The sequence below is a fragment of the Iodidimonas nitroreducens genome (genome assembly GCA_000710935.1).
Taxonomy (GTDB): Bacteria; Pseudomonadota; Alphaproteobacteria; order Sphingomonadales; family Rhodothalassiaceae; genus Iodidimonas; species Iodidimonas nitroreducens.
The window spans coordinates 137,236-164,172 of sequence record BAYV01000015.1 but is presented as its reverse complement, the minus strand read 5'-3'; the positions used below and the strand labels follow the sequence as shown (position 1 = coordinate 164,172).

Sequence of the window (26,937 nt, the reverse complement as noted above, 5' to 3'; positions counted from 1 at the left end):
AGGAGATCAGCGGCTTTCGCGCCACCATGTGATCGCCAGCAGGCCGCCCAGCAGCAAAGCCCAGATTAAGGGCGGCAAAAGCGGCCTTTGGCTGAGCGCATCGGTGCGGCTGGCATTGCGCTTGGGCAATCCAATCCAATTCGCGCCAAAAGCGGTGGCCTTTTCAGATGGATGGCGGAAATCGGGCAGGCCATCCTCCAGCCAGAAAACCCCGCCGCCGGTTTTCTGCGCCAGATCCCGCACGATCTGATCGGTGGGCAGGATTTGCGACAATTCATGTCCGCCCGCAGGGCCGGTGCCCACCACCGCTTCGTCCTCAGTGTCAAACACCCGATAAAGCCCCGGATCGGGGGCGCTGATGGTGGCCCGGGCCAGCCCATCGGCATCAGGGGTGAGGGTCACGGTGCGGCGCGTGCCATCGGGGGCTTCAACCGTCACCTCGGTTTGTTCGGGCATCAGGCTGCGGCGTTCGATCCTGATCTCATCGCCATCGGCGGTGGCTTCAAGGGCGGTTTCTTCCAGATCGGGTTCTTTCATCAGCCAATGAACCGAGCGGCGCAATAATTCCTGATAGGGGCCGCCGCCTTCGATCCCCCGCGCCCATAGCCAGATATGATCCGACATCAATTGAGCGATACGCCCTTCGCCGGCATGGTTTAAAACCAGCAAAGGCATGGCATTGGGGCCTTCCAAAAGCACCTGTCCCTGATCCACATTGCTGTCGATCAGGCGAAACCAGCGCCCCCATTGGGCTTCATCCCCAATCGCCACGCTTGCGCCGGCTTCAAAGGATGCAAGGTTTTTGCTGACCGGATGGCGGCGGCCAATCCTTGTGAGCGCGGGGCGATAGCCATTTTCGCTCACAAGGCCGGTGGGGCGGGCGGGCAGAACACTGGCCAGCGGGGTGTTATAAAGGCTCAGGCTTTCGGCATATTCCGGCCCATTGGCCACGAAAAGGGCACCGCCCTGTTCCACATAATCCAGCAGATTGGTGAAATAGCGGGGCTGCAATACCCCCCTCAAGGAATAGCGATCAAAAATCACCAGATCGAAATCATGAAGCTGTTCGGCAAAAAGCTGTTCGGTGGGAAAGGGGATCAAGGAAAGCTGGCTCACCGGCGTGGGATCTTGGGATGAGGGCAAGCGCAGGATGGTGAAATGAATGAGATCCACCGCCGGATCGGAATTGAGGGTATCGCGCCAGACCCGTTCCCCGGGATGGGGTTCGCCCGAAATCAGCAGCACCCGCAGGCGATCCCGCACCGCATTGATGGAAAAGAGCGCGCGATTATTGACAAGGATCGTTTCCCCCGCAGCGGGGGCGGCATCGACCTCCACCAGCATCTCGCCCCGCCGTTCGGGCATGAGGGTGATGGAAACCGGCTTGCCGGGCTCGACCATCCTTGTTTGCGCGGGTTTGCCATATTGCCGAATGGTCAGGGCCACCGGCTCGGTGCCGGCGGCGGGGTATTCTTCAACGCTCAATTCCAATGTCACCGGGCGATCCACCAGCCCGAATTCCGGGGCGCGAATGATCCTGATCCGCCGATCGATGGCGCTGCGATCCCCGGTGATCAGGCTGTGGATGGGGCGGTCGGCGGCGATCAGGCGGTGCGCTTCTTGTGCATCATCGATGCGGCCATCGCTGATGATCACGGCGGCTGAAAGCTGATCTTTGGGCACCGCCGATAAAGCTTCGGCCAAAGGCTCAAACAGCCGGGTGCGATCTTCATCGGGATTGCTCGTCACCACCCGCAATTCGCCGCCCTGTTCGCGTATATTTTGCGCCAGCGCTTCCAGCGCCCGGTCGGTTTCATCCTTGCGGCCATCCAGCCGATTGCTGGCACTGCGATCCACCATGGCCAGGGTGATATCGGGCAGGGCGGTTTGTTCTTTTTTGATCAATTGCGGGCCGGCAAGGGCCGCCAGCAGGACACTGATGAACAACAGCCGCACCCAGCGCCCGCGCGCCCGCCGGATCAGGGCATAAACACCGGCAAACCCGAGCAACAGCCCCAGAAGGATCAGGGCCCATTGGGGAAAGATGGGATCAAAGCTCAGCGATAAGGCGGTCATCACCGGATCATTCCCCCAGCCTGTCGATCAGGGCGGGCAGATGAAGCTGATCGGCTTTATAGGTGCCGGTCAGGGCATACATCACCAGATTGACCCCAAAGCGAAAGGCCAGTTCGCGTTGGCGCGCCCCTCCGGGCAGGCGAGGCACGATGAAATGATCGAATTCATCGAGCGCCCAGGCCGAAGCCCAATCATGGCCGCCGATTAAAATCGGGCTGACAAGGGCATCCTTGCCAAAAGAGTCCCGGGTCGCCCATAAGGTGCGGCCAGCGAGCCGTCCGGGAAAATCATCGAGCAGATAAAAGCTGCGGGCCAGCACATGATCGGGGTCCACCGGCAATAATTGGGGCAGATCAAGCATCCCCACGGTGCGCTGCAGGGCCTCGCGGGCGGTTGGATTTTCAAGGCCCAAAGGATCGCTGGTGCTGTCATCGATGCCGGTATCCATTAAAACAATGCCGCCATTGCGCAAAAATCGGCTTAAATTATCAAGGGCTTTGGCGTCCAAAGCCGGGGCATCCGCCGTGATCGGCCAATAAACCAGCGGAAACAGCGCCAAAGGGTCGCGGGTGGGATCAAGGCCGATGGGCTTGCCCAGCTTGACCGCCGTGCGCAGGCCTAAAACACGCTGCAAACCATAAAGGGCGGCATGGCTGCGGGCATCGATTTCGGGATTGCCGGTGCGGATATAGGCAATGCGTGTGGATGTGGTGGCATCGATGGCGAATTGCTCATCCAGAATCGGGCGATCCTGCGCCTGCGCCGGTGAAGACCATGATAAGCCCAGCATTAGGCCCATAACCGAAAGACCGATCACGGCCAGCACCCCCAGCCCGCGCCCGCTGAAGGCTTTGGATGCACCCCTTCTGGCCCGCCCAAAAGGCAGCAGCCCGCGCAGACCAAGGCTGATCAGCATATCGGCGATGATCAACAGGCTCATCAGGAAAAACAGCATCGGCGCAAGGGGGCGTTCCCCGGGCGCATCGCCACCAAAAAAGATCATGGGCCGGGTGCTTTCCTTGAAGCTGAAATCTGCATCCACCGGGCCATTCGCCGCCACAATAGAGAGGGCGAGCGGAGCCTGTGCCTCCCCATAAAGGCCGGGGGGATGCTGGGGAGAGGCGGCGACATCACCAAAAGCATTGCTGGGGATAGGGGCAATGCCGGAGGCAGCTGGTTCCAATCGGCCAAAGCCATCGAGCAGAGCCTGATGGGCAAGACTGCGGTTTCCGCCGCTTTGAAAGACAGCATCAAGGCGGCCCTGAGCAAGGGGCAAAAGCCGTTCCAGCATATCCACAAACAGGCCCGATAAAACCAAAGACGACCAATCGGCATTGGCGGTGGTGTGGAAGAATACGATCCAGCCCTGGCCTTCGCGGGCGGCCGTTACAAGGGGTGTGCCATCGGCCAGCCGGGCCCATGTTTTTTCTGCCAGATCGATATTCGGGATGGCCAGCAACTGGCGGCTCACCGTCACATCATCGGGCGCGAGCAGCCCATCAAAAGGCCCATCAGGATTAAAGCTGCCTAATGCCTGCGGTTTTTCCCATGAGAGCGCGCCCCCCACCGCCCGATCCCCTGATCGCAAGGCAACCGGGATGAGCTGATTGCGGCTGGCTGCCATATGCGGACCGGCAAAGCGCAGCAAAAGCCCGCCATCCTCCACCCACAGCTTCAGGCTTTCGGCGGTCTGTGGCTCGATCCGGCCAATATCGGCAAGAATGATGACCCCCGGCTTTTTCCGCAAAAGGGCGGCAGGCGGGCCTTCAGAAAGGTCGGCAAAGGGCTCAAGGGCGCGGCGCAGATAAAAAAGCGGTGATTGCAGGGGCTGAAGCGCCGATCCGCTTTCCCCGGAAAACAGCCCGATGGCGGGCCTGCCGGATCGCCCATCGAGCAGGATCGTTGCCCCGGCGCTTTGCTCATCGGCAATGTCGATGCGCGCCACCTGATTGCGGATTTCCCGGGGCAGATCAAATGTCGCCTCGGCAGTGGTTTCATTGGCGGCAAAAAGCGCCGATATTTGGGCCAGAAGGCGGCCATCAGCGCCCCGCGCTTCCAGAATGGCCCCGGCGGGCATGGGGCGGGACGGACGCTTTATGGTGGTGGCCATCCCGCTGCCCGTTGATCTGAGGGGAGACAGCGCCAGCGGATAATCGGCAGGCTGATCGGTGAAAATGCGCACCGGCCCCATATCCTCGAGGCGTGATAAAAGCGCATCGCTGCCGGGATGATCCAGACCATCGCTGATCCAGATGCTTTGGGCTATCGGCCGGTCGATGCTTTCGAGAATACGGGCAAGATGGCGATGATCCGGGGCCCAGGGGCGGGGGGTGATGCCGGGCAAAGCGGCCCGCAGATCGCTGGCGGCCTGCGGTTCGATGCTGATGCTGTTGCCGTCCCCATCCCCATCCTCGTTCTGATCCTGGGGCCAGCCATTGATTGGCGGGGCGGTCCGCAGCCAAAGAACCGGCCTTTGCTGCCGGGCGGCTGTGGCCAGCAGGCGATCCAGTTCAGCGATCCGCGTGTCCCAGCGGCTGGCGGCCTGCCAGCCATCATCCAGCACGATCAAAAGGGCGGCTTCATCCGCCACGGCTGTTGGCGTGCTGCCATCCGCTTTCCCGGTGCTGGGGTTTAAGATCGGGCCACTGAAGGCCAGCACCAGAAGTGCTGCCAAAAGCAGCCGCATGATCAAAAGCCAGGGCGGGGTGCGGGCGGGGGGCGGGGCGCTGTGCGCCAGATCACCCAATAAAACAATGGGAGGGAAGTGATGGCGTTTGGGCTGGGGAGGCAAAGCCCGCACCAGATAATAAATCACCGGCAGGGCCAGCAGGCCCAGCAGCACAAAAGGCGTGGTAAATCCCAGCACACCAAGGGGGCCTAAACCAATCATCAGCCCCTCTTGCCGGTGAGGGCGATCAGGCCGAGCAAAGCCTGGGCCGGGCTGTGATCGGTGCGATGGATGCTATGGGTCCATCCGGCGCGGCGGGCCATGGCCCCCAGATGATCGATCCAGGCCCGCATCCGGCTGCGATAGGCGGCGGCTTCCTGTTCGGCGCGTTCCATGATCAGGGGGGCTTCCTGTTCCATTCCCGAAAATCGGATGCGGCCTGCAAAGGGGAAATCGTCTTCGATGGGATCGATGATCTGTAAAAGATGGCCATTCACCCCCAAACCCACCAATTGGCGCAGGCGGTTTTGGGTTTCATCGCTTTCCCCCAGAAAATCGCCGATCAAAATTAACTGGGCATGACGGGGCAAAGCGGTGGCGGTGGGAAAAGGCGGATCATCATGCAGGCGATCTTTTTCAAGGCTTTCCAGCATGCGCGACAGGCCAAAGCGCCCGCCCATGGCCTGATCATGCACCCCATAAAGCCCGACCCGTTCGCCCGCAGCCGTAAGCAGGCGAGCGGTGGCCAGCCCTAAAAGGATCGCCCGATCCGCCTTGCTGTCGGCCATGGGGCGCGATCCAAACTGCATGCTGGCGGAACGATCCATCCAGATCCAGATATTCTGGGCAGTTTCCCATTCCTGTTGGCGCACATAAAGGATATCGGATCGCCCCGAACGCCGCCAATCGATCTGGGCTGCGTGCTCGCCCTGTTCATAGGGGCGAAACTGCCAGAAACTATCACCCGGCCCCGCCCGGCGGCGGCCATGCACCCCGCGTGCGGCGGCCCTGAGACGCGGATCGGCGCGCACGCTGTGGGCGGGCAGGCGATCAGCCAGGCTTTGCGCCCTTTGCCACAGATCGCTGATCGGCACCGGATCCCGGCCGGAAGCCGCACCCAACCCATCGGCGCTTGCCGGTTGCAAGGCCGTGGCGGATAAAAAGGAGCGAAGCCATGCCATCATCTACGGGGCCTGCTCAAAGTTTGGCCGCCAGATCGGCGATCACCTGATCATTGGTCAGGCCATCGGCGCGGGCCGGAAAGCTGAGCGCCATGCGATGGCGCAGGATCGGCACCGCCAGATCTTTTACATCATCCACCGATGGCACCTGCCGCCCATCAATGAGGGCGCGGGCCCGGCATCCCAGCATCAAAGCCTGTGCCGCCCGGGGACCGGGGCCCCAGGTGATTTCAGGATGATCGGCGCCCGGGCGCGCCCCCCTCACCAGATCGAGAATGGCATTGACCACGCTTTCGCCCACCGGCAGGGATCGCACCAGCCTTTGCAAATGCATCAGGCGCTGGCCATCAATGATCTGTTTGGGCGTTTGGCTTTGGGTGCCGGTGGTGTGCAAAAGGATCGCCCGTTCCGCCTCGCGATCGGGATAATCCACATGAATTTGCATCAAAAACCGGTCGAGCTGGGCTTCGGGCAGGGGATAGGTGCCTTCCTGCTCGATGGGATTTTGGGTGGCCAGCACATGAAAGGGTTCGGGCAATTGATGGCGCACCCCGGCGACTGATACCTGCTTTTCCTGCATCGCCTGCAAAAGTGCCGATTGGGTGCGCGGGCTGGCCCGGTTGATTTCATCGGCCATCAGAAGCTGGCTGAAAACCGGCCCGGGCAGAAAGCGGAAATGGCGTTTGCCGCTCTCATCTTCTTCCAGTACTTCGCTTCCTAAAATGTCGGCGGGCAAAAGATCGGGGGTGAATTGCACCCGCTTTTCCGAAAGCCCCAGCACCGTGCCATAGGTTTCAACGAGCAGGGTTTTGGCCAGCCCCGGCACCCCCACGATCAGGGCATGGCCGCCGCCGAGCAGGGTGGTCAGGGTTTCTTCGATCACCCGATCCTGACCAAAGATATGCTGCCCGATTTCGGATTTGATCTGCTGGATGGCGTGGATGGCGGCTTCAGCATCCCGCCCGCTATCTGGAAGGGGAGAGCGATGCGCGGGAGCGTTTGTTGCCTGGCTGACGTGCTCGTTCATAAAGGCGGGCCTTTTTATGGTCGGTCTGCGGAATGGCCATGCCATGAAAAACCCATGACAGTCCATTTGGTGACATGCTGTTCCCATACTATATAGAAAGGATGAGGCGCGACGAAAGGCGGAACTATGACGAGAAGCAAAAACAATCCCATAAATGCGCCACAGGCGGAGGCCCCAAACCGGCTGAAGGATCTGTTCGAGGCGATTTCCAAGCAGCGCTATCCGCCGGTTCATCTGTGGGAGCCCGATCTGTGCGGCGAGATCGATATGCGCATCAAAAGCGATGGCACATGGCATTATATGGGCACGCCGATCAACCGGCCTGAAATGGTTCGGCTGTTTTCCAGCGTTTTGCGCCATGATGATGATGGCACTTATCTGGTAACCCCGGCGGAAAAATTGAAGATCACCGTCGAAGATGCCCCCTTTCTGGCCATATCCGTGGATGTGGAGCGGGAAGGCGATGAACAATTGCTGGTTTTTGAAACCCATGTGGGGGATCGGGTGATTGCCGATGATGAGCATCCCATCTGGATGAGCGCCGATAAAGATGGCCATAAACGGCCCTATATCCTTGTTCGCAACCGGCTTGAGGCGCTGATCGCCCGCCCGGTTTATTATGAGCTTGTGGATTTTGCCGAAGCCCTCACAATAGATGGGAAAGAGATGCTGGGCCTGTGGAGCCGGGGATCTTTTTTCGTGCTCGACGAGATGACAAGGGACTAGGCCGTGCTTGAATTGATCCGCCAGCGATTGCAACAGGGGCCGCGCCGGGCCCTGCGCAGCGATTATGATCTTTATGAAGGCCCCGATGCCCCGATTAAACAAAGCGATGCGGTGCGCCGGGCGGCGGTTCTGGTGCCGATCATCCCCCGTGCCGAAGGGGCCACCATTCTGCTCACCCGGCGGGCCGAACATTTATCCCACCATGCGGGGCAGATCAGCTTTCCCGGGGGCCGCGCCGATGAGGGCGATGCCAATGCCATTGCCACGGCCCTGCGCGAAACCCACGAAGAAGTGGGGCTGACGTCGGATCGGATCGATATTTTGGGGCGGCTCGACAGCTATGAAACGGTCACGGGTTTTCGGATCGTGCCGGTGGTGGGGATGGTGGCTCCGCCCTTTGATTTAAGGCTCGATTCCCGCGAGGTGGCAGATGCCTTCGAGGTGCCTTTGGATTTTATCCTCGATAGCACCAATCATCAGCGCCATAGCCGCATGTTTCGCGGGCAGCGGCGGCATTTTTATGCCATGCCTTATCAGGATTTCTATATCTGGGGGGCCACGGCCCATATGCTGGTCAATCTGGCCGAAGTGCTGGGCGATGAACGGCCTTTAGAACAATCGGAACCAAATCTATGAGTGCTTTATTGATCAGGCTGGGGCTGTTTTTGCTGCCCTTCATTTTTTTCTTTTTATGGCTTTTACTGGTGCGCCATCTCAAGCGCGCGGGGGGCAAAATCAACCCGAAGCTGGATTATGCCATTATGGGGGCAGGTTTGGGCTTTATCGGCCTTTATGGGGCGATTTTCTATTTTTATGCCCAATCCACCCCCCCGGCACAGGATGATCTGCGCTATGTTCCTGCCCGGATGGTGGATGGGGAGATGGTGCCCGGGCATTTTGAAAAACGCGGTACCGAGCCGCCCCAAAGCCCTGTGGCCCCACAAGAAAATTGATCGGGCATGGGGGTGATCACACGCCATGCGGATCTGTTGAAACGGGCCTTTGCCCATGATCGGGCGCTGGTGGCGGTGATCATGGCTTTGGGGGCTGATCAGGCCCGGATTGTGGGCGGGGCGGTGCGCGATGCCCTTTTGGGCCGGGTTGTTTCAGATATCGATATTGCCACATCCCTTGATCCCCGAATGGTGATGGACAGGCTTCGGGCGGCGGGTATGAAAACCGTTCCCACCGGGCTTGCCCATGGCACCATCACTGCGATCAGCGGTCATCGCCCGTTCGAGATAACGACCCTGCGCCATGATGTGGAAAGCTTTGGCCGTCATGCCCTTGTGCGCTTTACCGGTGATTGGGCCGCTGATGCCGCGCGGCGGGATTTTACCATGAATGCGCTTTATGCCGATCTTGATGGCCGGCTTTATGATGAGGTGGGCGGCCTTGAGGATGCCCAAAAGGGGCGGGTGGTATTCATTGGCGATCCGGGCCAGAGGATTGCCGAAGATGCCTTGCGGATTTTGCGGTTTTTTCGCTTTCACGCCCATTATGGCCGGGGCGAGCCGGATCGGGAAAGCTTGCAGGCCGCCATCGATCTGGCGGATCGGCTGGATATTTTATCGGTGGAGCGTATTCGCGCCGAAAGCCTGAAACTGCTGGCGGCTGCCGATCCCTGTCCGGTGATGATGTTGATGGATCGGGGCGGGATATTGGCGCATATCCTGCCTGAAAAGGTGCCCGATCCCGAATTTGGGGTTTTGCGCCGGTTGATCGCGCGGGAAACATCTTTAGGCATCGGCGATCCCCTGCGGCGTTTGGCGGCGGTGATCCGGGTTGGTGCGCGGGCGCATGTGGGGGCGCGGCTCAAATGTTCGGGGGCAGAGCAAAAGCGCTTGGCAGCGATGGAAGGGCCGGTTCCGGCCTGCGACCCCCCATCGCTGGGCCGGGCGGCCTATGCATTGGGCGGCCCCACGGTTCTGGATCGCCTGTTGCTTGGGGATCAGGAGATGAGCCCGTCGGCGCTGGCAGCAATTCGCGATCAGCTTGATGCCATTGCGGCCCGGCCCCGGCCTCGGTTTCCGGTTTCGGGAGCGGATCTGGCGGCCTTGGGCGTGCCTGCCGGCCCGCAGATGGGGGAAATCCTGGGTTTGCTGCAAAAGCACTGGGTGGCGAGCGATTTCAGCCTGTCGAGAAACGCGCTTCTGGCATTGGCGGAAAAGCAAGCAGACTTGAAATCTGAAAAACCGAAGCCCGGAAAAAATGCGGGAGACAGCTTTGATGCATAAAAAAGAGCCATGGGAATGGGCGATTTTAGGCGGGTTGGCTTTGGCCGGGCTGCTGATCCTTGGCTTTTTCACCCATGCTTATCTTAAATCCCAATGGGTCATTGAAATCGCCCTTGATCTGCCCGCCCCCCCTGAGGCTGCTTTTTATCTGCTGAGCGACCCTGAAAGCCGCGTGGCCTGGCAATTCGGGGTGACGGATATTGCCCCTCTCACCGGCGAAGGCCATGCCATTGGCGCCACCCGGATGATCTATCTGCGGGTGGATGGCAAGCCCATACAGATCAGCGAAACCCAGTTGATTTATGATCGGCCCCGCCTTTGGGCGGTGGCTCAAGAGGCTGCGGATGCCGAGATCGAGGTGCGGGCGCAGCTTCAGCCCACCCCCCTTGGCAGCCAGCTGATCTGGCGTGAAACATGGCGCTATCAAACCCCCATGGCCCGCCTGTTGGCCCCCTTTGCAACGGGCACCCGGAAAGATCATCTTGAACGCGCCCTCGATCGCTTGGCTGATAGAGCGGCCAAAACCGAGGGGCAGGGCGGCTGATCCTTTTTTTTCGTGGAAGATGGCTGGACAATGGCGCCAATCGCGCTATCCTCCAGCCGCATTATCAGATGAATATGGTCTGATTTATGATCCCCGTTCATCATGGCTCAAGGAGAACCCCATGACACTGCAAAAAGGCGATAAAATTCCATCCGTAGAATTGGCCCATATGGGCGAAAAAGGGCCTGAGAAAATTGCCAGCGATGCCCTGTTTGCTGGTAAAACAGCCGTTGTTTTTGCCGTTCCGGGGGCGTTTACGCCCACCTGCTCGGCCCGCCATCTGCCGGGTTTCGTGGATCAGATCGATGCGTTGAAGGCAAAGGGTGTGGATCTGGTGGCCTGTCTTTCGGTCAATGATGTGTTCGTGATGAATGCCTGGGGCAAATCCGCCCATGTTGATGACAAAATCCTGATGCTGGCGGATGGGAATGGCGCCTTTGCCAAGGCCGCCGGGCTGGAAATGGATGGCTCCGGCTTTGGCATGGGCATCCGCTCCAAGCGCTATGCGATGATCATCAAGGATGGGGTCGTCAGCGATATTTTTGTTGAAGAACCCGGCGCTTTCGAGGTGTCTTCCGCCGAATATGTGCTGAAAGCGCTTTAAGCTTCTGTTCGTAAAGAATGATCTGCTTCTGGCCGGTTTCTCACTAAGGGGCCGGCCAGAATTTTTGGCGGCATTATCCGCTCAGGCTTTGGCGGCCTGGGCCATATCCCTGATTCGTTCGAGCATGGAAAACAGCCCATTGGCCCGCATGGGCGACAGATGCTGGCGCAATCCCAAATCATCAAGAATGGCGCGGGCATCAATATCGAGAATGGCATCGGGGCTTTTGCCCGAAAAGATCAGCAGCATCAAAGCCACCAGCCCTTTAACGATATGGGCATCGCTATCACCCGCCAGATAAAGTCTTGGCCCGGTTTCATCTGCGGTTTGATCCGCACCATCCTCATCCAGCCGGGCGACCAGCCAAACTTGGCTGGTACAGCCGCGCACTTTATTCTCTTCGCGATAGGCATCCTCGGGCAATTTGGGAAGTTTGCGCCCTAAATCAATGATATAGCGATAGCGATCCTCCCAATCATCCATCAGATCAAAGCTATCACGCACCATTTGCAGGTCCGTATCACCAAGGGCGATGGAGGGGGATTGTGCATTTAGTGTTTGTGATTGGGTCATAGGCCTGTTCAACTTTGTTTCTCTTGAGGATTTGGCCCGCCTGAACGTCAATGTCAATGTGCGGGGGCATTTTCACTCACCGTCACTCGATCACAGGGACCAGAGGTCATAAGGAAAGGGACTGCCGCGTGACTATAAATTCGGATCATGACAGGCCAGAGGATGCCGCAGGAAAAAGCGATAAAACACAGCCCATCCCCTACCCATCGCAGCCCGTTGCCTGGGGCATCGTGGCTTTGCTGCTATTGATCTATACGGTTTCTTTCATCGATCGCCAGATATTGGCGCTTTTGGTGGGGCCGATCAAAAGCGATCTTGGGGTCAGCGATCTGGAATTCGGGTTGCTCACGGGCTTGTCTTTTGCCTTGTTCTATACATTTTTCGGCATTCCCTTTGCTCGCCTTGCCGATAGCAGAAGCCGCCGGGGCCTGATCGCCTTTGGCATTGCGTTTTGGAGTTTGGCCACTGCCGCCTGTGGGCTGGCGCGGAATTTCGGGATGCTGTTCATCGCCCGCATGGGGGTGGGCATTGGCGAGGCGACCCTTACGCCTGCGGCCAATTCGCTGATTTCCGATCTGTTTCCGCCGCATTTACGGGGGCGGGCGATCAGCATCTATACGCTGGGCATCCCCCTCGGCTCGGCTCTTGCCTTTTTATTCGGGGGGGCGGTGATTGCGTGGGTGAGCGCCAGCCCCACCCAAAGCCTGCCTTTTTTTGGCGAGATTCGCGGCTGGCAGATGACCTTCGTCATCGTTGGCCTGCCGGGGATCTTGCTTTCGGCGGCGATGCTTTTGTTTGTCAAGGAACCCCCCCGCCGCGAAAGGCTGAACCAAAGCACCGAACCGGTCCCCATCAAAGACGTGGCCCGTTATTTTCTCGCTCGCTGGCGGGTTTATGGCCTGGGCTTCACCGGGATCGCTTTTTTGTCGGCTTTGGGCTATGGCACGATCTATTTCATCGGGGCTTTTTTTGGCCGGGTGCATGGCTTTAGCCCCGCTGAAATCGGCCTGACCTTTGGCCTGATCCTGCTGATTTTCGGTACCGCCGGGATTGTTTTTGCAGGGATTTTAGCGGATCGCTGGGTGGCACAGGGACGCAGCGATGCCCATGTGCGGATTTTGATCCTGTCGATTGTGTTCGGCGCCCCTTTCGCGCTCAGCTTTCCCCTTGTCAGCTCGCCCGCGCTGGCGATTGCCCTGCTTTCGGGGGCGGTGTTTTTTTCCAATTGGGTATGGGGCACGGCTTATGCCGGGGTGGCGGCGGCCAGCCCCAATGAATTGCGCGGGCAGGCGACGGCCATTTATCTGTTCGTCATTAATCTCATCGGGCTGGGTTTGGGGCCAACGCTGTTTGGCTTTCTCACCACCAAGGTTTTTGCCGATGATCAGATGATCGATTGGGCCTATGTGGTGGTGGCGCTGATTGCCATGCCTATTGCCTTTATCTGTCTGATGATCGCTCGCCCGGCTTTTGCCCGACAATTTGATGAGGTGAACAGGCTTTAGGATCTGATCCTGGCCCGGCACCCCATCATTTTACAGTCCGGCTCAGTCTTCAAGGCTTCGTAATTCGCGATCAAGCTTGAAGCGCTTTGAAGTGAGATAGGATTCCATCGATTGGATGCGCCGGTCGATGGATCGAAAGCGCTTTTTCAGATCCACAGCCATCACATCGGGATGGGTGCGGGCGGTGCGCCAAAAGCGTTCTTCCTCTTCATTGGCGTAAAGATCTTTCGGTTTTTCATCGAGAACGAAATAGAGCACGATATATCCGACCAGGAGAGGGCCAAACCATCCAATGACACTGCCAATCACAAGGGCGGCGCGCAGGATATTGGCCTTGATCCCGCTATAATCGGCAAGACCGGCGCAAATACCCAGAATCTTGCCATTTTTCGGATCTTTATAAAGCTTGTTGGGGCTAAAGCGTGTCATGGCGACGTGATCTCCAATCTGGCACTTCATCATCAAGGATGCGCTCAAGGGTTTCCATACGATCTTCAAGCTTTTCGGAAAGCTTGCGCAGTTCATCCAATGTCGCTTCGTCCTGGGCGGTCAGCCCCTTGGTCTTTTTCATTTCGGTTGCATAATGAAATATGACGATCAAGGGGATGACAACGGCGAAGAGCAAGATGAGCGGAACTTCAAGAAACGACATGGGAGGCTCCGATCATTGGGCTGATTTTTTGCTGGGGGTGATTTTTTTCTTCAGGGCATCAAGCTCGGCTTCGATGGCATCCTCGGTTTCCAGATTGGCAAATTCATCTTCCAGGCTGTTGCTTTTTGATCGCCCCAGATCAAGGGCCTGCGCTTCGCCTTCAATGCGGTCGAGGCGGGCATCCACCTTGTCGAAGCGTTCAAAGGCAGTTTCCACCCGATTATCATAAAGCGTCCGCTTGATCCGCAGATTATTCTGGGCGGTTTTATAGCGGGCCTCAATGGTCGATTTCTTGGCCTTGGCTTCGCGCAATTTTGTTTCCAGCTTCAGCGCGTCTTCTTCATGACGCCCCAAAGCTTCGCTTAAATGATCAAGCTCTTCCTGCAGATGGGTGGCAATTTCGCCCAGCTTGGCTTTTTCCTGCAAAGCACCGCGCGCCAGATCATCCCGATCCTTTGAAAGCGCCAGTTCGGCCTTGCGCTGCCATTCGGCCTGAGCTTCGATCAAACGGTTCAACCGGCGTTGATTGTCTTTTTGATCGGCGATGGTTTTGGCTGCGGCCGAACGCACCTCCACAAGGGTGTCTTCCATTTCCTGAATCATCAGCCGGATCATTTTTTCCGGTTCTTCTGCATGATCGAGAAGGGCATTGAGATTGGAATTGATGATGTCGGTCAAACGGGAAAAAATACCCATGGTTCATTATCCTTTTTTATTGTCTCGCTGTCGTCACTCGGGCTGGTTTATCGGGCGCTTTTCACATCGCCTCTGGTTTTAGCGGCTGCGGCTTTTAGCGGCTGCGGCGATTGCGATCGCGGCGGCGTTGCCGGGGCGCCCATGTCTGGTCGGCGCGGTGGCGGTTGGTGCTTGTCAGAAACCGGGCCATGCCATCGGTTTCGGATTGCAGGCTATCGGTGCTGGAAAGGGCGGCCCCCACATGTGTCAGGATATTCATTGATCGGTTTATCCTTGTTTTATGCTCTATCGGTATCGACCGATTTGCTGTGTCGATATCACGTATTAAGCAAAGCCTGTGCCAGTTTTGGAAAAAAGTGTTAAATTATTGATATAATAAGGTAATTCAAAATATTGGTATTTTTCTGGTCTCGCTGGGTCTTGTGATATATCCTAAATTAATGGAAAAAATACTGAATATTGGTAAAAATTATGAACCCCGACAAACATGCCAAAAACTGATATTCATATTCTGGGCAGTGATCCGGCTTTTCTCGACCTCATGGATAAGGTGAGTGTAGCGGCAGCGCTCAATCGTCCGGTTCTGGTGATCGGCGAGCGGGGCACCGGCAAGGAACTGATCGCGGCGCGGCTGCATTATCTGTCCCGGCGCTGGGATCAGGCTTTTATCAAGCTGAATTGCGCGGCCTTGCCCGAAACGCTGGTGGATAGCGAATTATTCGGGGTGGAACCCGGGGCCTTTACCGGCGCTGTGCGGCGGCGTGCCGGGCGATTCGAGCAGGCGGATGGCGGCAGCCTTTTTCTTGATGAGATCGCAACTTTATCCATGGCGGCGCAGGAAAAGCTGTTGCGGATCATCGAATATGGTGAATTTGAACGTCTGGGCGGCACGGATACGCTGTCGGTGGATGTGCGCATCATCGGGGCGACCAATGTCGATCTGCCTGCTTTGGCCGATGAGGGACGGTTTCGCGCCGATTTGCTCGATCGGCTGGCTTTTGATGTGCTGACCGTGCCGCCCTTGCGCGCGCGCCCTGATGATATCCTTGATCTATCCGAGCATTTTGGCCGCGCCATGGCCCATGAACTGGGCTGGTCGGCTTTTCCCGGCTTTACACAATCGGCCCGGGATCGTTTGTTGGCCTATCCATGGCCGGGCAATGTGCGGGAGCTGAAAAATCTGGTGGAACGCGCGGTCTATCGCTGGAGCACCCCGGACCAGCCGATAGATCGCCTGCAATTTGATCCTTTCGCCTCGCCCTATCGTCCGGTGGCCATGCTGCCTGAAGATGTGTTGAAGCCCTCCGCGCCCGCTCCCCTTCAATCTGAGGAAAAGGACGAAGGGCAAGCGGTTCAAAAACCGCTGGATTTACCCTATGATTATCGGCAGGCTGTGGCCGATCATGAACGGATATTGCTGCATGATGCCTTGCGTCTGTGCAAATTCAATCAGCGTGAAACGGCGCAAAAGCTGGGGCTGAGCTATGATCAATTGCGCCATGCTGCCAAAAAGCACGGCCTGCTCTAAATCGTGAAAGGCCTTTATGGGGAAAAAACCGTCCGGATCTATGCTGCGCTTCGGCATCACAGCCGCTGCTTTGGGAATCTCTTATGCGGCATGGCGGCTTTATCTGCGCTATGGGGCCAGCGATGTGACACAGGCGGAAACCATCATTTATGGGATGCTGCTTTTTTTATTGCTGATCATTGTGATGGCTTTTTTGGTGGTGGCGTTGCTCAGGATCATCGGGGGATTGCGCAAGCGCCGCTCGGCGTTTCACCCCGATAGCGGGCCTGATAGCAGTGAGGATCGCGACCGGAAACATTGAGCCATCCCGTAAAATTCTTGCTATCATTGGAAAACTTGGCACCATGGGTATCTGGGAATTAGGGGCCATGATGCCCCCTGACAGGAAAGAAGCGGAGCAGAGAATGCAGCACGTGCCAAGCCCGAAACAAAAGATGCGAACTGCTGCAATCGGCCTGTTCATGGCCCTGATCACGGCCTTGGTTTTTGCATCGATGGGCATGACGGTGGCCCGGGCATCCAGCCTTTTGCTTCATGGCGGGCCGATCCACACCGCCGATGATGCCCTGCCCATGGTGGAAGCGGTTCTGGTGGATCAGGGGGTGATCATCCATGCCGGTTCTTTGGCCGATGCCAAAGCTTTGGCCACGGATGAAACCAAGATCATTGATCTGGCGGGGGCGGCCCTGTTTCCCGGCTTTGTGGATGCCCATGCCCATATGCATGGCATTGGCTTGAGGGAATTAACCCTCAATCTTGAGGGGACAAGCTCGATCAGCGATCTGCAAAAGCGGCTCAAGGCGCATCTCAAAAGCCTGCCCGCTGATGATCGCAGCCTTGTTATCGGGCGGGGCTGGATTGAAACCCACTGGCCGGAAGGGCGCTTTCCCAATCGCGGGGATCTTGATGCGGTGAGCACGGATCGCCCGATTGTTCTGGTGCGGGCCGATGGCCATGCAGCGGTGGCTAATTCCATGGCCCTTGAGGGGGCCGGGATCGATGCTGAAACAAAGCCGCCTTTCGGGGGCGATATCTTGAAAAACGAGGCGGGCGTGCCCAACGGCATGCTGATCGATACCGCCATGGGGCTGGTGGTGGATGAGGAGAGCGCCGATGGCGACCGCGATCTGGCGCAGGTTTTTCTGGCGGCCGATGCGGTTTATCGCTCTTATGGCTGGACCGGGATGCATAATATGTCGGTGGTGCCCGATCATGTGCCGGTTCTTCAGCGCTTGTCCGATGAGGGGGCGATCGGGATCAGGGTTTATAATTCCATCGAACGATCCGGGGCCGAGGCCCTGATGGCCCAAGGCCCGCAGCAATCGGCGAATGGCCTGATCCGTACCCGGGCGGTGAAGCTTTATATGGATGGAGCGTTGGGATCGCGCGGGGCGGCTTTGCTCGAACCCTATGCGGATGCCGATGGCACTGGCCTTTTAATGATGAAAGAGGCGGAAACGCTGGCTTTTTTGAAGCAGGCGCTGGTGGCGGGCATTCAGGTGAATACCCATGCCATTGGCGACAGGGCAAATCGGCTGGTGCTGGATTGGTATGAACAGGCTTTTGCCGCCGTGCCGCCCAACAATCGCGGTGTGGCCAAACCGCGCTGGCGGATCGAACATGCGCAAGTCATCAGCCCTGCGGATCTCGGGCGTTTTTCTGAAATGGGGATCATTGCCTCGATGCAGCCCAGCCACGCCATTGGCGATCTGCATTTTGCCCCCGATCGTTTGGGCATGGCGCGTTTGGCCGGGGCCTATGCCTGGCGCGATCTGCTTGCCGATGGCACGATCATTGCTGCCGGATCGGATGCCCCGGTGGAACGCGGCGATCCGATGATCGAATTTTATGCCGCCGTGGCCCGCATGGATATTTCGGGCTATTCGGCCGAGGGTTGGCACCCCGAACAGGCGGTTGATCGGCAAACCGCTTTGAAAATGTTGACTCTGTGGCCTGCTTTTGCCGCCTTCCAGGAAGATGAGCTGGGCAGCATCACCAAGGGCAAGCGCGCGGATTTCAGTGTTTTTTCACGCGATATTATGAGCATCGATCTCGCCGATATCCCCAAAACAAAAGCGGTGATGACCATCGTGGATGGCCAAATCATCTGGCGCGATGCGGGCTTTGCGGGGGCTGATGGGGGGCTTTGAAGCTTTTTAAAAGCGATAGGCAATGGCGGCAAACAGCCCGAACTGATCTTTATCGAGGGAAACCGGGCTGTCGGCGCTATCAGAGACCAGACGGAAATATCTGATTGCGCCCACCGCATTCCAATTGCCAAAGAGCGGATAGCTTAAAAAGGCGCGCCCGCCAATGGATTGCAGGCCAGCATCGGCATCAAAGGGTCTAAGCCCCGATGCAATGCTTTGATCGGCGGTGACACTGAAGAAGCTATCCATATAATCACCCGAGCCAAAGCGAATTTGCGGCCCGATCCGAAACAGGCCCTTTTTGCCTTCCAGCCTTTGGGTATAATTAAGGCCCAGATCGCCTGTCAGCCCTTCATGGCCTTCGCCCAGCATATCTTTGGAAAGGGTCAGCTCCACCGACCAGTTATCGAAAAAGACCTCGCCAAAAACCCGGCCTTCCGCCGTCAGCCCCACGCGGGGCATGCCTGCGATATCATTGCGGCTGCGATTATCAAGGCTGGGGCCCGCACTGATACCCAGCATATATTTCAGACGGCCATTTTTATCGCCATAAAGAAATGTGCCCAAACCCCGCCCTGAATTCAGGAAAAAACGCTTTTTATAGGTCAGATCGATAAATGGCACCGGGGTGATGATATGATTGGATGCGCCCGGAAAATCCGGCCTTAAAGCCGCGCCCATGCCCAATTGCGCATTCCAGTCTTCAGGATCGCCGGGAATAAACCATTGGGCGCGAGCCGAGGGCGTAAAGCCAAGGATTAAAAAAAACGCAATCAGGGCAAAATGGCTAAATTGCTGGATTGAGCGGGCGCCGATAAAACGAAAAGCCATAAGGAACTCCGATAAAATCATATGAACGCATCAACGTTATTGCGCGTTTAAAAGATCTCTAAAAAAGCACATCCATAAAAACGGACCCATATGGCATTATCATGGCCGGATAAAAGCCGATATCAGGGCCGTTCGCCCATGCCCAGAACCGGAATGCGGATCATCTGCTCGCCGCTTTCTTCGAAAATCAGATTGATGCTGATTTCATCACCTTTCACCAATGGCTTTTCCAGCCCCATCAGCATGATATGCAGAGCCCCCGGGGCAAGGCTGATTGTTTCACGGGCGGGGATGCGAAGCGCTTCAACCGATCGCATCCGCATCATGCCATCCTCTTCGCTGGTGCTGTGAATCCCGGCATGGGCGGCAAGATCCGTGGCCACGCTCAGCAGGCGATCATCAATGTCGCCTTCATTGGCTATGGTCAGATAAAGGGCGGCATTGGGCGCGCCTTGTGGAGTTTCCCGGGCCCAGGCCTCACTGATCTCGATTTTCGCCGGAGATTGCGACGGGGCTTCGTCTTGGGAGCAGGCGGCAAGGGACAGGCTGCCAAAAGCAAGCAGCAGGATAAAGCGGGGAAGGCGCAGCATGATCGTTCCTTATCTCAGGATAAACAGATCATCAGACTGACGCATTCAGAGAATGAGTGCAATCTCTGCTCGCTTCTTCGGACGCTTTTGCGGACGATTTCGGTTGCCTGTGATCAGTTTCAGATCAGGCCTTTGTCTTAAAGTGTCAAAACCCTGATTATGCTGTTCCAAACTGATGAGGGCCGCAAGTTGAGCAGGGCTGAGGCCAAGAATTTGCATGGTTGAAATCTCTTTCGAAGCAGGATCGCCATATTATATGCTAGTGATAATCAATATCAATAAAAAACAACAGGGCTTGCAATGGAAAAATCATCCAGCCTCATCGGCTGTGTCGTCCTGCGGGAATTGGGCCTAGCCGCGCCTGTTAAGCCGGGCGAAATGATCGGTGGCATTCACCAGTTCATGCACGATCTGCGGCTCAAACGCGGAATGGCCAGCCACTGGAACCAGCCTTAAATCGGCATGGGGCATGGCTTGCTTTAATTCAAAGGCGGAAACCGGCGGGCAGATGGCATCATAGCGGCCCTGCACCAGAATGGTGGGAATAGCGGCCAGATGATGAACATTGGCCAAAATAGCCTCGCTTTGATCCAAAAATCCCAAATGCTTGAAAAAATGGCATTCGATCCGGGCAAAGGCGAGGGCAAAGCGGCTATTGTCGGCGGCTCTGATCTGCTGTTCCTCGGGTACAAGGGTCACACAGCTGCTTTCCCAGCGGCTCCAGGCTTTTGCGGCTTTTAATTGGATATGCTCGTCATCCGATGTCAGCCGCCGATAATAGGCTTCGATCAGGTCGCCCCGTTCCTCGGGCGGGATATCCGCGATGAAAGCCTGCCAGGCTTCGGGGAAAATGGCATTGGTGCCGCAGCGATAAAACCAATCGATCTCGCTTTCACGCATCAGAAAAATACCGCGCAAAACCAGCCCGATCACATGCTCGGGATGTTTTTGGGCATAAAGAAGCCCCAGCGTGCTGCCCCATGATCCGCCAAAAACCAGCCAGCGATCAATGCCAAGGCTTTGGCGCAAATGCTCGATGTCTTTGATCAGATGATGGCTTGTATTGGCTTCAAGACTGGCGAAAGGCTCAGATTTCCCGCAGCCGCGCTGATCGAATAAAATGATGCGATAGCGTTTGGGATCAAAAAAACGCCGCTGCACCGGCGATGTGCCGCCCCCCGGTCCGCCATGCAAAAAAACCACCGGCAGGCCATTGGGATGGCCCGATTCTTCATAATAAAGCCGATGGCCATCTCCGGTATCGAGAAATCCTGTGTCATAGCAGGCAATCGGGGGGTAAAGGCTGCGCTGGTCTGATCTGGGCATATCCATAATATGTGCGCCTGGTTCAATTGATTTCAATCACATCGTCATCTTAATATCAGCTTCGGTCCTATACAAAAACACCATTTGGTCATGAGGATTTAACGACATTGTATCTCATGACCAATCAGCCATAAAAAAACCCTGCGATCAAGGAAATGACCGGTTGTTGCGTGAAAGGGCGAAAAGTTTTATTGACATTGCGTGGATATGGGGATAGGGATGCCCTATGAATAGAAAAATCTGCAGCTTTTATTTTGGGTTCTTTTTTACACCCCCCATCCGGGAGGTTGCGAATCCGTTCGGCTGCTGATCAGCACACAGCATCTTTGAAACGAGCAAACCTCCCGGAACCCCCGGGAGGTTTTTTTATGTGAAGGACACCACAGATCATGAGCACGCCATCCACGAAAGAGCCAGTCCACGGCAAAAATGCGAGCATTGGGCTGGATGATACCCGCGCCAGAATTTCAGATGTCGATCAAAAGCTGCTGGAGCTTTTGGCCACCCGGCGCGGTTTAAGCCTCAAAGTCGCCGAAACCAAACAGCAAAGCGGCCAACCGGTGCGCGATACATCCCAGGAACGCAAAAGCCTTGTGTCGATGATCCGCCGGGGCCGTGATCTGGGGCTTGATGCGCATCTGGTAACAAAATTGTTTCAGGGCATTATCGAGGATTCGGTTTTGTTGCAGCAGGCGAGCCTGCATGCCCGGGAAAATGCCGAGGATGGCAGCAAGCTCAAGCGGGTGGCGTTTCTTGGCGGGGCGGGGTCTTATAGTCAGGCGGCGTGCCAGAAATATTTTGCTCGGCGGGCAGGTAAGATCGTGGAACTGGGCTGCGATACTTTTGATGGCGTTTTCAAAAAGGCCGAAAGCGGCGAGGCGGATTATGCCGTTCTGCCCATCGAAAATTCCACATCAGGCAGCATCAATGATGTGTATGATCTGTTGCAGCACACCGGTCTTTCCATCGTGGGTGAGGTGACGCACAAGATCGAGCATTGCCTGCTCGCCGCCGATCCCGATCAGAAGATCGAGCAGATCAAAGCCCTTTATGTGCATCCGCAGGTGCATGCCCAATGCAGCCATTTCCTCGCCCGTCTTGGCGATGTGGAAATCGTTTATTGCGAAAGCACATCCCACGCCATGGAGCGGGTGGCGGATGCCGGCCCTGAAGCGGCGGCCATTGGCTCGCGTGAAGCCGGGGCGCTATGGGGTTTATATGACATTAAAAGCGATCTGGCCAATCAGCGCCAGAATCACACCCGCTTCATCATTGTGGCGCGCACCCCTGCCATTGTACCCGAAAGCGTGCCCGCCAAAACCACGCTGGTGCTTTCGGTGGATCAAAAGCCCGGGGCCTTGGTGGATGCCCTGTTGGTCTTCCGCAATCATGGGATCAATATGCTCAAGCTCGAATCCCGTCCCCTCCATGGCAATCCATGGGAAGAGCTTTTCTATATCGACCTTCTGGGTAATGCCCGCGATAGCGAGGTCCGCGCTGCCCTCGATGATCTGGCCCGGCGCACGCGCTTTTTGAAAGTGCTCGGCTGCTATCCCTCCGAAGATGTGGCCCCCACCGAAATATCGCCCGATCAATTGCGCCATGATGTGCAGGCGGTGGATCTGGCAGCGGGGAAAGCCGCAAAAATCGCCACCAAAAAGGCCCCGGAAAAGGCTAAAGCCGATGCCGCCCCGGTGGCGGCTGCGCCCAAGGGCTGGAAGCTCGCCAGCCGTCAGCATAAGCCCGATGATACGGTCATCCATGTGGGATCGGCCAGCATCGGCAAAGGCTTCACGGTGATTGCCGGGCCGTGCTCGGTGGAATCGGCAGAGCAGGTGATGGCCTGTGCCGAACATGTGCGGGCGAATGGGGCCACACTTTTACGCGGCGGCTGTTTCAAGCCCCGCACCAATCCCTATAGCTTTCAGGGCATGGGCTTTGAAGGGCTCGATCTTTTGAAACAGGCGGGGGATCGCCATGGCCTGCCGATTGTAACGGAAGTGCTGTCCACCGATCAGGTGCTCGAGGTTGCCAAACACTCCGATATCTTGCAGATCGGGGCGCGCAATATGCAGAATTTCCCGCTGTTGAAACTGGTGGGGCGGACCCATCGCCCGGTGCTTTTGAAGCGCGGCATGATGGCCTCCCTCGATGAATTATTGCAGGCGGCGGAATATATTCTGTCGGAAGGCAATCAGCAGGTGATTTTGTGTGAACGGGGCATCCGCACCTTCGAGCCGGCGACCCGCAATACCCTCGATCTGTCTGCGGTGCCTTTGCTCAAGCAAATGAGCCATCTGCCGGTGATCGTTGATCCCAGCCATGCGGTGGGGCGGCGTGATATGGTGATCCCCATGGCGCGGGCGGCCAAAGCCGTGGGCGCGGATGGCCTGATCGTGGAATTCCATCCCAAGCCGGAAGAAGCCTTGTCGGATGGCCCGCAGGCACTCACCTTCCCGATGTTTGAACAGATGATGGAAGAACTGGCCTGATCAGGGCCGGGGCAGATTGATCACAGATAAAAACCGGCCGGTGCGCCTTGCGCCGACCGGTTTTTTTGCGGGGGGATGGAATTATAGAAAAGGCTCCGGTTTTTGGCGGTGGCTTTCCCGGCGGGCAGGGCCGATAATGGGGACAGTCACATGGCTTTGAGGATCGCATATCATGGATTTTGCCTATTCGCCCCGTTGCAAGGATATTCTCGCCCGCCTGCGCGCGTTCATGGATGCGCATTATTATCCGCGTGAAGCCGATATGTTTGCCGAAGTGGCGAGCGGTGATCGCTGGCAGCCTTTGGCGATCATCGAAGAGCTGAAAGACAAGGCGAAGGCCGCAGGGCTGTGGAATTTATTCCTGCCCGAAAGCGATCAGGGGGCCGGTTTAACCAATCTCGATTATGCCCCTTTGGCCGAAGAAATGGGCCGCTCGTTCTTTGCATCCGAAGTGTTTAATTGCTCGGCGCCCGATACCGGCAATATGGAGGTGCTGACACGCTATGGCACGCCCGCCCAGCAGGAACGCTGGCTGAAGCCGCTTTTGGCTGGCGAAATCCGCTCCGCCTTTGCGATGACAGAACCCGATGTGGCTTCATCCGATGCCCGCAATATTCAATCCAGCATCCTGCGTGATGGCGATCATTATGTGATCAATGGCCGCAAATGGTGGACATCGGGTGCTGGCGATCCCCGCTGCAAAATATTGATCTTCATGGGTAAATCATCGCCTGATCACAGCGATCCCTATCGCCAGCAATCGATGATTCTGGTGCCGATGGATGCGCCCGGCGTTGAGGTGAAGCGGATGCTGCCGGTTTTTGGCTATGATGATGCCCCCCATGGCCATGCGGAAATGACCTTCACCAATGTGCGGGTGCCCGCCGATCATATGCTTTTGGGTGAGGGCCGGGGCTTTGAAATCGCTCAGGGCCGTTTGGGACCGGGGCGGATTCATCATTGTATGCGGCTGATCGGTTTGGCAGAACGCGCGCTGGAAAAAATGTGCACCCGTCTTGCCGCCCGCGAAGCTTTTGGCAAGCCGGTTTTGCGCCAAAGCATCTGGTCGGAACGCATTGCCGATGCCCGCATCCGCATCGATAGCGCCCGGCTTTTGACCCTGAAAGCCGCCTGGATGATGGATGAGGTGGGCAATAAGCTGGCGAAAAAGGAAATCGCCATGATCAAGGTGGCCGCCCCCAATATGGCGTGCGAGGTGATCGATTGGGCGATCCAGGCCCATGGTGGCGGCGGGGTTTCGGATGATTTCGGCCTTGCCTATGCCTATGCGCAGGCCCGCACCCTGCGCTTGGCCGATGGCCCTGATGAGGTGCATCGCAATCAGATCGCCAAGCTTGAAGCGGTGCAGCACACCGGGGCCAATCGCTGATCGGCGGATGAAGGAATGATGCGGCGGGCAACTGCTGCATTGGAAATATCGGCTGGGCGCGCTAAGCTCGTTTCATGGCACCGAAAATGGATAAACCGTGAGTTCCATGGACAGAGTTGCGCCCAGCGCTGAAAATCAGGATCATGATCGTCTCAGTGCTGATCGTCCCGGCCTTGATCTGGATGGGCGGGGCGATGTTTTGCGCCTTGTGGCCTGTGGGCGTTGGGTGATTGCGCAGGCCAATGCATTGGAAGAGATCGTTGCCGGTGTGAAACCGATGACCCAAAGCAAGGCGGAGATCGACCTCACGGCTTTGACCGGGCTCGATACGGTGGGGGCGTGGCTTTTATATCGCCTGCAAACCCAATTGGAGAAAGATGAGATCACCGTTGATTTCCGCTTTCGGGATGAGCGCCAGAAACGGATCCTTGCCCAGATCATCAAAAGCAATGTGGCGTGCGATATCGAACCCCCCGAAGAGCCGGGTCTGCTCAAATTAATCGAGGAAATCGGGCTGGCTACGGTGTCATTGGTGACCAATTTTGGCGCTTTGCTGTCGTTTCTGGGCAATGTTTTTGCCCGCATTCTCGATTCCATCCTCAATCCCTCGCGCATTCGGCTCAATCCGCTGGTTCATCAGATGGAGGTGGTGGGCCTGAGATCCCTGCCCATTGTGGGGCTGATTTCCTTCCTCATCGGGGCGGTGATCGTTAATCAGGGCGCGGTGCAATTGCGACAATTCGGGGCTGAAATTCTGGTTGTGGATATGGTCAGCATCGGGGTCTTGCGGGAATTGGGGGTTCTGCTCACCTCGATCATCGTTGCCGGGCGTTCGGGCAGTGCCTTTGCCGCGCAGATCGGATCGATGGTCATGCGCGAAGAAGTGGCGGCCCTCAAAACCTTAGGGATCAGCCCCATTGATGTGCTGGTTTTGCCGCGTTTCGTGGCCATGGCGCTGGTTTTGCCCCTGCTCACCTTTTTTGCCGATGTGATGGGGCTTTTGGGCGGCGGGTTGATGGCCTGGGTGACTCTGGATATCGCGCCTTTTCAATTTCTCAACCGGATGGGCGATCTGTCTTTATTGAGCGAGCTTTATATCGGCCTCATCAAATCGGTGTTTTTTGCCGGAGTGATTTCGATCAGTGGCTGTTTTCAAGGGCTGAGCGCCAAGGGCACGGCGGAATCTTTGGGTCAAAATACCACAACGGCGGTGGTGGAATCGATTTTTCTGGTTATCGTGCTCGATGCCTTTTTTGCCATTTTCTTTACAACGATCGGCTGGTGATGCCTGAGGACAAGAGCCTGAAATCCAATGAGAATGCGCCAGATGATGATCTGGTTGTTTCCGTGCGTGGCCTGCGCAATCAATTTGGCAGCCTTGTGGTCCATGATGGTCTGGATCTTGATCTCAGGCGCGGGGAAATTCTCGGCGTGGTGGGGGGATCGGGCACCGGCAAATCGGTTTTGCTGCATTCGATCATCGGCCTGCATAAGCCCAATGCCGGAAAGATCAAGGTTTTTGGCCGGGATCAGGCGGGCCTGAGCCGACAGGAAATGAAGGAAGCGCGCGGGGAATGGGGCGTTTTGTTTCAGGAAGGGGCGCTGTTTTCATCCCTCACCGTGGCGCAGAATGTGCAGGTGCCCTTGCGCGAATATTTCGATCTTTCGCCCCGCCTGATGAAGGAAATCGCCGCCTATAAAATTGCCATGGTGGGGCTGGCGGCCCATGCCGGGCCGAAATATCCATCGGAAATATCAGGGGGCATGAAGCGCCGGGCGGGTTTGGCCCGGGCCCTGGCCCTTGATCCCGATCTGGTGTTTCTGGATGAACCCACCGCCGGGCTTGATCCCATCGGGGCTGCGGCTTTTGATGAAATGATCCTGTCTTTGCGCGATACTTTGGGGCTCACTGTTTTTTTGGTGACCCATGATCTCGATACCCTGTTCACAAGCTGTGACCGGATTGCCGTTCTTGCGGAAAAAAAGGTGATCGTCACCGGTACTGTGGATGAATTGCTTGCCTATGATCACCCTTGGGTGAAAGACTATTTCCATGGCCCCCGATCCCGCGCGGCGCAAAAAGCCCGTGGGCGCTGAATTCGGGGCTCGTTTGTCGGCTTTTCCTGCTGCTTTGGCCGGCT

At 57.1% G+C, this 26,937-nt stretch carries 27 protein-coding genes; 14 read left to right on the top strand and 13 right to left on the bottom strand.

Annotated elements, in window-relative coordinates; genetic code table 11:
* Nucleotides 1–6: 6 nt before the first annotated feature.
* Genes AQ1_RS07920 through AQ1_RS07905 form a run of 4 tightly spaced genes read right to left on the bottom strand, consistent with a single transcriptional unit; the run spans nt 7 to nt 6,952 of the window.
* Nucleotides 7–2,076 carry a hypothetical protein gene (locus tag AQ1_RS07920; protein WP_042086021.1) on the bottom strand — a complete coding sequence of 690 codons (2,070 nt, stop codon included), beginning with the start codon at nt 2,074–2,076 and terminating at the stop codon, nt 7–9.
* A 7-nt stretch (nt 2,077–2,083) separates the two neighbouring features.
* Nucleotides 2,084–4,966 (bottom strand): DUF4159 domain-containing protein, encoded by a 2,883-nt coding sequence (locus AQ1_RS07915; RefSeq protein WP_042086020.1) that lies wholly within the window; start codon nt 4,964–4,966, stop codon nt 2,084–2,086.
* A complete protein-coding gene (locus AQ1_RS07910) occupies nt 4,966–5,928 on the bottom strand; it encodes a DUF58 domain-containing protein (RefSeq protein WP_052371106.1) in 963 nt (320 codons plus the stop codon). The genes AQ1_RS07915 and AQ1_RS07910 overlap by 1 nt, the downstream gene beginning before the upstream one ends.
* A 13-nt stretch (nt 5,929–5,941) precedes the next feature.
* A complete protein-coding gene (locus AQ1_RS07905) occupies nt 5,942–6,952 on the bottom strand; it encodes an AAA family ATPase (RefSeq protein WP_081837174.1) in 1,011 nt (336 codons plus the stop codon).
* A gap of 126 nt (nt 6,953–7,078) precedes the next feature.
* On the opposite strand from AQ1_RS07905, the gene AQ1_RS07900 reads away from it, so the two are divergent.
* The 6 genes from AQ1_RS07900 (at nt 7,079) to AQ1_RS07875 (ending at nt 11,063) form a co-directional block, all read left to right on the top strand.
* Nucleotides 7,079–7,678: a DUF1285 domain-containing protein gene (locus AQ1_RS07900; protein ID WP_081837173.1), complete on the top strand. Its 600-nt coding sequence runs from the start codon at nt 7,079–7,081 to the stop codon at nt 7,676–7,678.
* Nucleotides 7,679–7,681: 3 nt separating this feature from the next.
* Nucleotides 7,682–8,314: a CoA pyrophosphatase gene (locus AQ1_RS07895; protein ID WP_042086019.1), complete on the top strand. Its 633-nt coding sequence runs from the start codon at nt 7,682–7,684 to the stop codon at nt 8,312–8,314.
* Nucleotides 8,311–8,631 (top strand): hypothetical protein, encoded by a 321-nt coding sequence (locus AQ1_RS07890; RefSeq protein WP_042086018.1) that lies wholly within the window; start codon nt 8,311–8,313, stop codon nt 8,629–8,631. The genes AQ1_RS07895 and AQ1_RS07890 overlap by 4 nt, the downstream gene beginning before the upstream one ends.
* A gap of 6 nt (nt 8,632–8,637) precedes the next feature.
* The gene (locus tag AQ1_RS07885) at nt 8,638–9,915 is read left to right on the top strand and encodes a CCA tRNA nucleotidyltransferase (protein WP_081837172.1); all 1,278 of its coding nucleotides are present in this window, start codon (nt 8,638–8,640) and stop codon (nt 9,913–9,915) included.
* Nucleotides 9,908–10,459: an SRPBCC family protein gene (locus AQ1_RS07880; protein WP_313980051.1), complete on the top strand. Its 552-nt coding sequence runs from the start codon at nt 9,908–9,910 to the stop codon at nt 10,457–10,459. The genes AQ1_RS07885 and AQ1_RS07880 overlap by 8 nt, the downstream gene beginning before the upstream one ends.
* A 121-nt stretch (nt 10,460–10,580) precedes the next feature.
* The gene (locus AQ1_RS07875; RefSeq protein WP_042086150.1) at nt 10,581–11,063 is read left to right on the top strand and encodes a peroxiredoxin; all 483 of its coding nucleotides are present in this window, start codon (nt 10,581–10,583) and stop codon (nt 11,061–11,063) included.
* 81 nt (nt 11,064–11,144) lie between these two features.
* Here AQ1_RS07875 and AQ1_RS07870 read toward each other — a convergent pair whose 3' ends face one another.
* Entirely contained in the window at nt 11,145–11,570 is a 426-nt protein-coding gene (locus AQ1_RS07870) for a SufE family protein (protein ID WP_042086148.1), read from the bottom strand.
* A 194-nt stretch (nt 11,571–11,764) separates the two neighbouring features.
* Here AQ1_RS07870 and AQ1_RS07865 point away from each other — a divergent pair, with 194 nt between their 5' ends.
* A complete protein-coding gene (locus tag AQ1_RS07865; protein WP_052371105.1) occupies nt 11,765–13,141 on the top strand; it encodes a spinster family MFS transporter in 1,377 nt (458 codons plus the stop codon).
* Between the two features lie 42 nt (nt 13,142–13,183).
* On the opposite strand, the gene pspC is transcribed toward AQ1_RS07865, so the two are convergent.
* The 4 genes from pspC to AQ1_RS15295 form a co-directional block, all read right to left on the bottom strand.
* Complete coding sequence (gene pspC, locus AQ1_RS07860; protein WP_052371104.1) at nt 13,184–13,570, bottom strand: envelope stress response membrane protein PspC; 387 nt, start codon at nt 13,568–13,570, stop codon at nt 13,184–13,186.
* Nucleotides 13,557–13,793, bottom strand: coding sequence for an envelope stress response membrane protein PspB (pspB, locus tag AQ1_RS07855; protein WP_042086015.1), 237 nt, complete (start codon nt 13,791–13,793; stop codon nt 13,557–13,559). Before pspB ends, pspC begins: the two co-directional genes overlap by 14 nt.
* Nucleotides 13,794–13,805: 12 nt before the next feature.
* Nucleotides 13,806–14,489: a phage shock protein PspA gene (pspA, locus tag AQ1_RS07850; RefSeq protein ID WP_042086014.1), complete on the bottom strand. Its 684-nt coding sequence runs from the start codon at nt 14,487–14,489 to the stop codon at nt 13,806–13,808.
* A gap of 94 nt (nt 14,490–14,583) precedes the next feature.
* Entirely contained in the window at nt 14,584–14,748 is a 165-nt protein-coding gene (locus tag AQ1_RS15295) for a hypothetical protein (protein ID WP_161760497.1), read from the bottom strand.
* Between the two features lie 228 nt (nt 14,749–14,976).
* Between AQ1_RS15295 and pspF the strand changes: the two genes are divergently transcribed.
* From pspF to AQ1_RS07835, 3 genes are all read left to right on the top strand, one after another.
* Nucleotides 14,977–16,017, top strand: a complete 1,041-nt coding sequence (gene pspF, locus AQ1_RS07845) for a phage shock protein operon transcriptional activator (protein WP_042086013.1) — start codon at nt 14,977–14,979, stop codon at nt 16,015–16,017.
* A 40-nt stretch (nt 16,018–16,057) separates the two neighbouring features.
* Nucleotides 16,058–16,318, top strand: coding sequence for a hypothetical protein (locus tag AQ1_RS07840; protein WP_042086012.1), 261 nt, complete (start codon nt 16,058–16,060; stop codon nt 16,316–16,318).
* A 133-nt stretch (nt 16,319–16,451) separates the two neighbouring features.
* Nucleotides 16,452–18,167: an amidohydrolase gene (locus AQ1_RS07835; protein WP_052371123.1), complete on the top strand. Its 1,716-nt coding sequence runs from the start codon at nt 16,452–16,454 to the stop codon at nt 18,165–18,167.
* Nucleotides 18,168–18,173: 6 nt separating this feature from the next.
* Here AQ1_RS07835 and AQ1_RS07830 read toward each other — a convergent pair whose 3' ends face one another.
* The 4 genes from AQ1_RS07830 to pip all read right to left on the bottom strand — a co-directional run bounded on the left by AQ1_RS07830 (nt 18,174) and on the right by pip (nt 20,914).
* Nucleotides 18,174–18,998: a MipA/OmpV family protein gene (locus AQ1_RS07830; protein ID WP_161760495.1), complete on the bottom strand. Its 825-nt coding sequence runs from the start codon at nt 18,996–18,998 to the stop codon at nt 18,174–18,176.
* Between the two features lie 122 nt (nt 18,999–19,120).
* On the bottom strand, nt 19,121–19,588 hold the full coding sequence (locus AQ1_RS07825; protein ID WP_052371103.1) for a copper chaperone PCu(A)C: 468 nt from the start codon (nt 19,586–19,588) through the stop codon (nt 19,121–19,123).
* Nucleotides 19,589–19,633: 45 nt separating this feature from the next.
* Entirely contained in the window at nt 19,634–19,807 is a 174-nt protein-coding gene (locus AQ1_RS15290) for a hypothetical protein (protein ID WP_161760493.1), read from the bottom strand.
* Between the two features lie 132 nt (nt 19,808–19,939).
* Nucleotides 19,940–20,914 carry a prolyl aminopeptidase gene (pip, locus tag AQ1_RS07820; protein ID WP_042086142.1) on the bottom strand — a complete coding sequence of 325 codons (975 nt, stop codon included), beginning with the start codon at nt 20,912–20,914 and terminating at the stop codon, nt 19,940–19,942.
* A 389-nt stretch (nt 20,915–21,303) separates the two neighbouring features.
* Here pip and AQ1_RS07815 point away from each other — a divergent pair, with 389 nt between their 5' ends.
* The 4 genes from AQ1_RS07815 to AQ1_RS07800 all read left to right on the top strand — a co-directional run bounded on the left by AQ1_RS07815 (nt 21,304) and on the right by AQ1_RS07800 (nt 26,893).
* Nucleotides 21,304–23,406 (top strand): bifunctional 3-deoxy-7-phosphoheptulonate synthase/chorismate mutase, encoded by a 2,103-nt coding sequence (locus AQ1_RS07815; RefSeq protein ID WP_042086010.1) that lies wholly within the window; start codon nt 21,304–21,306, stop codon nt 23,404–23,406.
* Nucleotides 23,407–23,578: 172 nt separating this feature from the next.
* Nucleotides 23,579–24,796: an acyl-CoA dehydrogenase family protein gene (locus AQ1_RS07810; RefSeq protein ID WP_042086008.1), complete on the top strand. Its 1,218-nt coding sequence runs from the start codon at nt 23,579–23,581 to the stop codon at nt 24,794–24,796.
* A gap of 106 nt (nt 24,797–24,902) precedes the next feature.
* Nucleotides 24,903–26,081, top strand: a complete 1,179-nt coding sequence (locus tag AQ1_RS07805; protein ID WP_052371102.1) for an MlaE family ABC transporter permease — start codon at nt 24,903–24,905, stop codon at nt 26,079–26,081.
* The gene (locus AQ1_RS07800) at nt 26,081–26,893 is read left to right on the top strand and encodes an ABC transporter ATP-binding protein (protein ID WP_042086007.1); all 813 of its coding nucleotides are present in this window, start codon (nt 26,081–26,083) and stop codon (nt 26,891–26,893) included. The genes AQ1_RS07805 and AQ1_RS07800 overlap by 1 nt, the downstream gene beginning before the upstream one ends.
* The last annotated feature ends 44 nt before the right edge of the window (nt 26,894–26,937 follow it).

Bases quoted from the DNA above. Each gene is read 5' to 3' on its own strand.
- AQ1_RS07920 (WP_042086021.1), bottom strand. From the start codon at position 2,076: ATGACCGCCTTATCGCTGAGCTTTGATCCCATCTTTCCCCAATGGGCC.
- AQ1_RS07915 (WP_042086020.1), bottom strand. From the start codon at position 4,966: ATGATTGGTTTAGGCCCCCTTGGTGTGCTGGGATTTACCACGCCTTTT.
- AQ1_RS07910 (WP_052371106.1), bottom strand. From the start codon at position 5,928: ATGATGGCATGGCTTCGCTCCTTTTTATCCGCCACGGCCTTGCAACCG.
- AQ1_RS07905 (WP_081837174.1), bottom strand. From the start codon at position 6,952: ATGAACGAGCACGTCAGCCAGGCAACAAACGCTCCCGCGCATCGCTCT.
- AQ1_RS07900 (WP_081837173.1), top strand. From the start codon at position 7,079: ATGACGAGAAGCAAAAACAATCCCATAAATGCGCCACAGGCGGAGGCC.
- AQ1_RS07890 (WP_042086018.1), top strand. From the start codon at position 8,311: ATGAGTGCTTTATTGATCAGGCTGGGGCTGTTTTTGCTGCCCTTCATT.
- AQ1_RS07885 (WP_081837172.1), top strand. From the start codon at position 8,638: ATGGGGGTGATCACACGCCATGCGGATCTGTTGAAACGGGCCTTTGCC.
- AQ1_RS07880 (WP_313980051.1), top strand. From the start codon at position 9,908: ATGCATAAAAAAGAGCCATGGGAATGGGCGATTTTAGGCGGGTTGGCT.
- AQ1_RS07875 (WP_042086150.1), top strand. From the start codon at position 10,581: ATGACACTGCAAAAAGGCGATAAAATTCCATCCGTAGAATTGGCCCAT.
- AQ1_RS07870 (WP_042086148.1), bottom strand. From the start codon at position 11,570: ATGGTGCGTGATAGCTTTGATCTGATGGATGATTGGGAGGATCGCTAT.
- pspC (WP_052371104.1), bottom strand. From the start codon at position 13,570: ATGACACGCTTTAGCCCCAACAAGCTTTATAAAGATCCGAAAAATGGC.
- pspB (WP_042086015.1), bottom strand. From the start codon at position 13,793: ATGTCGTTTCTTGAAGTTCCGCTCATCTTGCTCTTCGCCGTTGTCATC.
- pspA (WP_042086014.1), bottom strand. From the start codon at position 14,489: ATGGGTATTTTTTCCCGTTTGACCGACATCATCAATTCCAATCTCAAT.
- AQ1_RS15295 (WP_161760497.1), bottom strand. From the start codon at position 14,748: ATGAATATCCTGACACATGTGGGGGCCGCCCTTTCCAGCACCGATAGC.
- pspF (WP_042086013.1), top strand. From the start codon at position 14,977: ATGCCAAAAACTGATATTCATATTCTGGGCAGTGATCCGGCTTTTCTC.
- AQ1_RS07840 (WP_042086012.1), top strand. From the start codon at position 16,058: ATGCTGCGCTTCGGCATCACAGCCGCTGCTTTGGGAATCTCTTATGCG.
- AQ1_RS07835 (WP_052371123.1), top strand. From the start codon at position 16,452: ATGCGAACTGCTGCAATCGGCCTGTTCATGGCCCTGATCACGGCCTTG.
- AQ1_RS07830 (WP_161760495.1), bottom strand. From the start codon at position 18,998: ATGGCTTTTCGTTTTATCGGCGCCCGCTCAATCCAGCAATTTAGCCAT.
- AQ1_RS07825 (WP_052371103.1), bottom strand. From the start codon at position 19,588: ATGCTGCGCCTTCCCCGCTTTATCCTGCTGCTTGCTTTTGGCAGCCTG.
- AQ1_RS15290 (WP_161760493.1), bottom strand. From the start codon at position 19,807: ATGCAAATTCTTGGCCTCAGCCCTGCTCAACTTGCGGCCCTCATCAGT.
- pip (WP_042086142.1), bottom strand. From the start codon at position 20,914: ATGCCCAGATCAGACCAGCGCAGCCTTTACCCCCCGATTGCCTGCTAT.
- AQ1_RS07815 (WP_042086010.1), top strand. From the start codon at position 21,304: ATGAGCACGCCATCCACGAAAGAGCCAGTCCACGGCAAAAATGCGAGC.
- AQ1_RS07810 (WP_042086008.1), top strand. From the start codon at position 23,579: ATGGATTTTGCCTATTCGCCCCGTTGCAAGGATATTCTCGCCCGCCTG.
- AQ1_RS07805 (WP_052371102.1), top strand. From the start codon at position 24,903: ATGGACAGAGTTGCGCCCAGCGCTGAAAATCAGGATCATGATCGTCTC.
- AQ1_RS07800 (WP_042086007.1), top strand. From the start codon at position 26,081: ATGCCTGAGGACAAGAGCCTGAAATCCAATGAGAATGCGCCAGATGAT.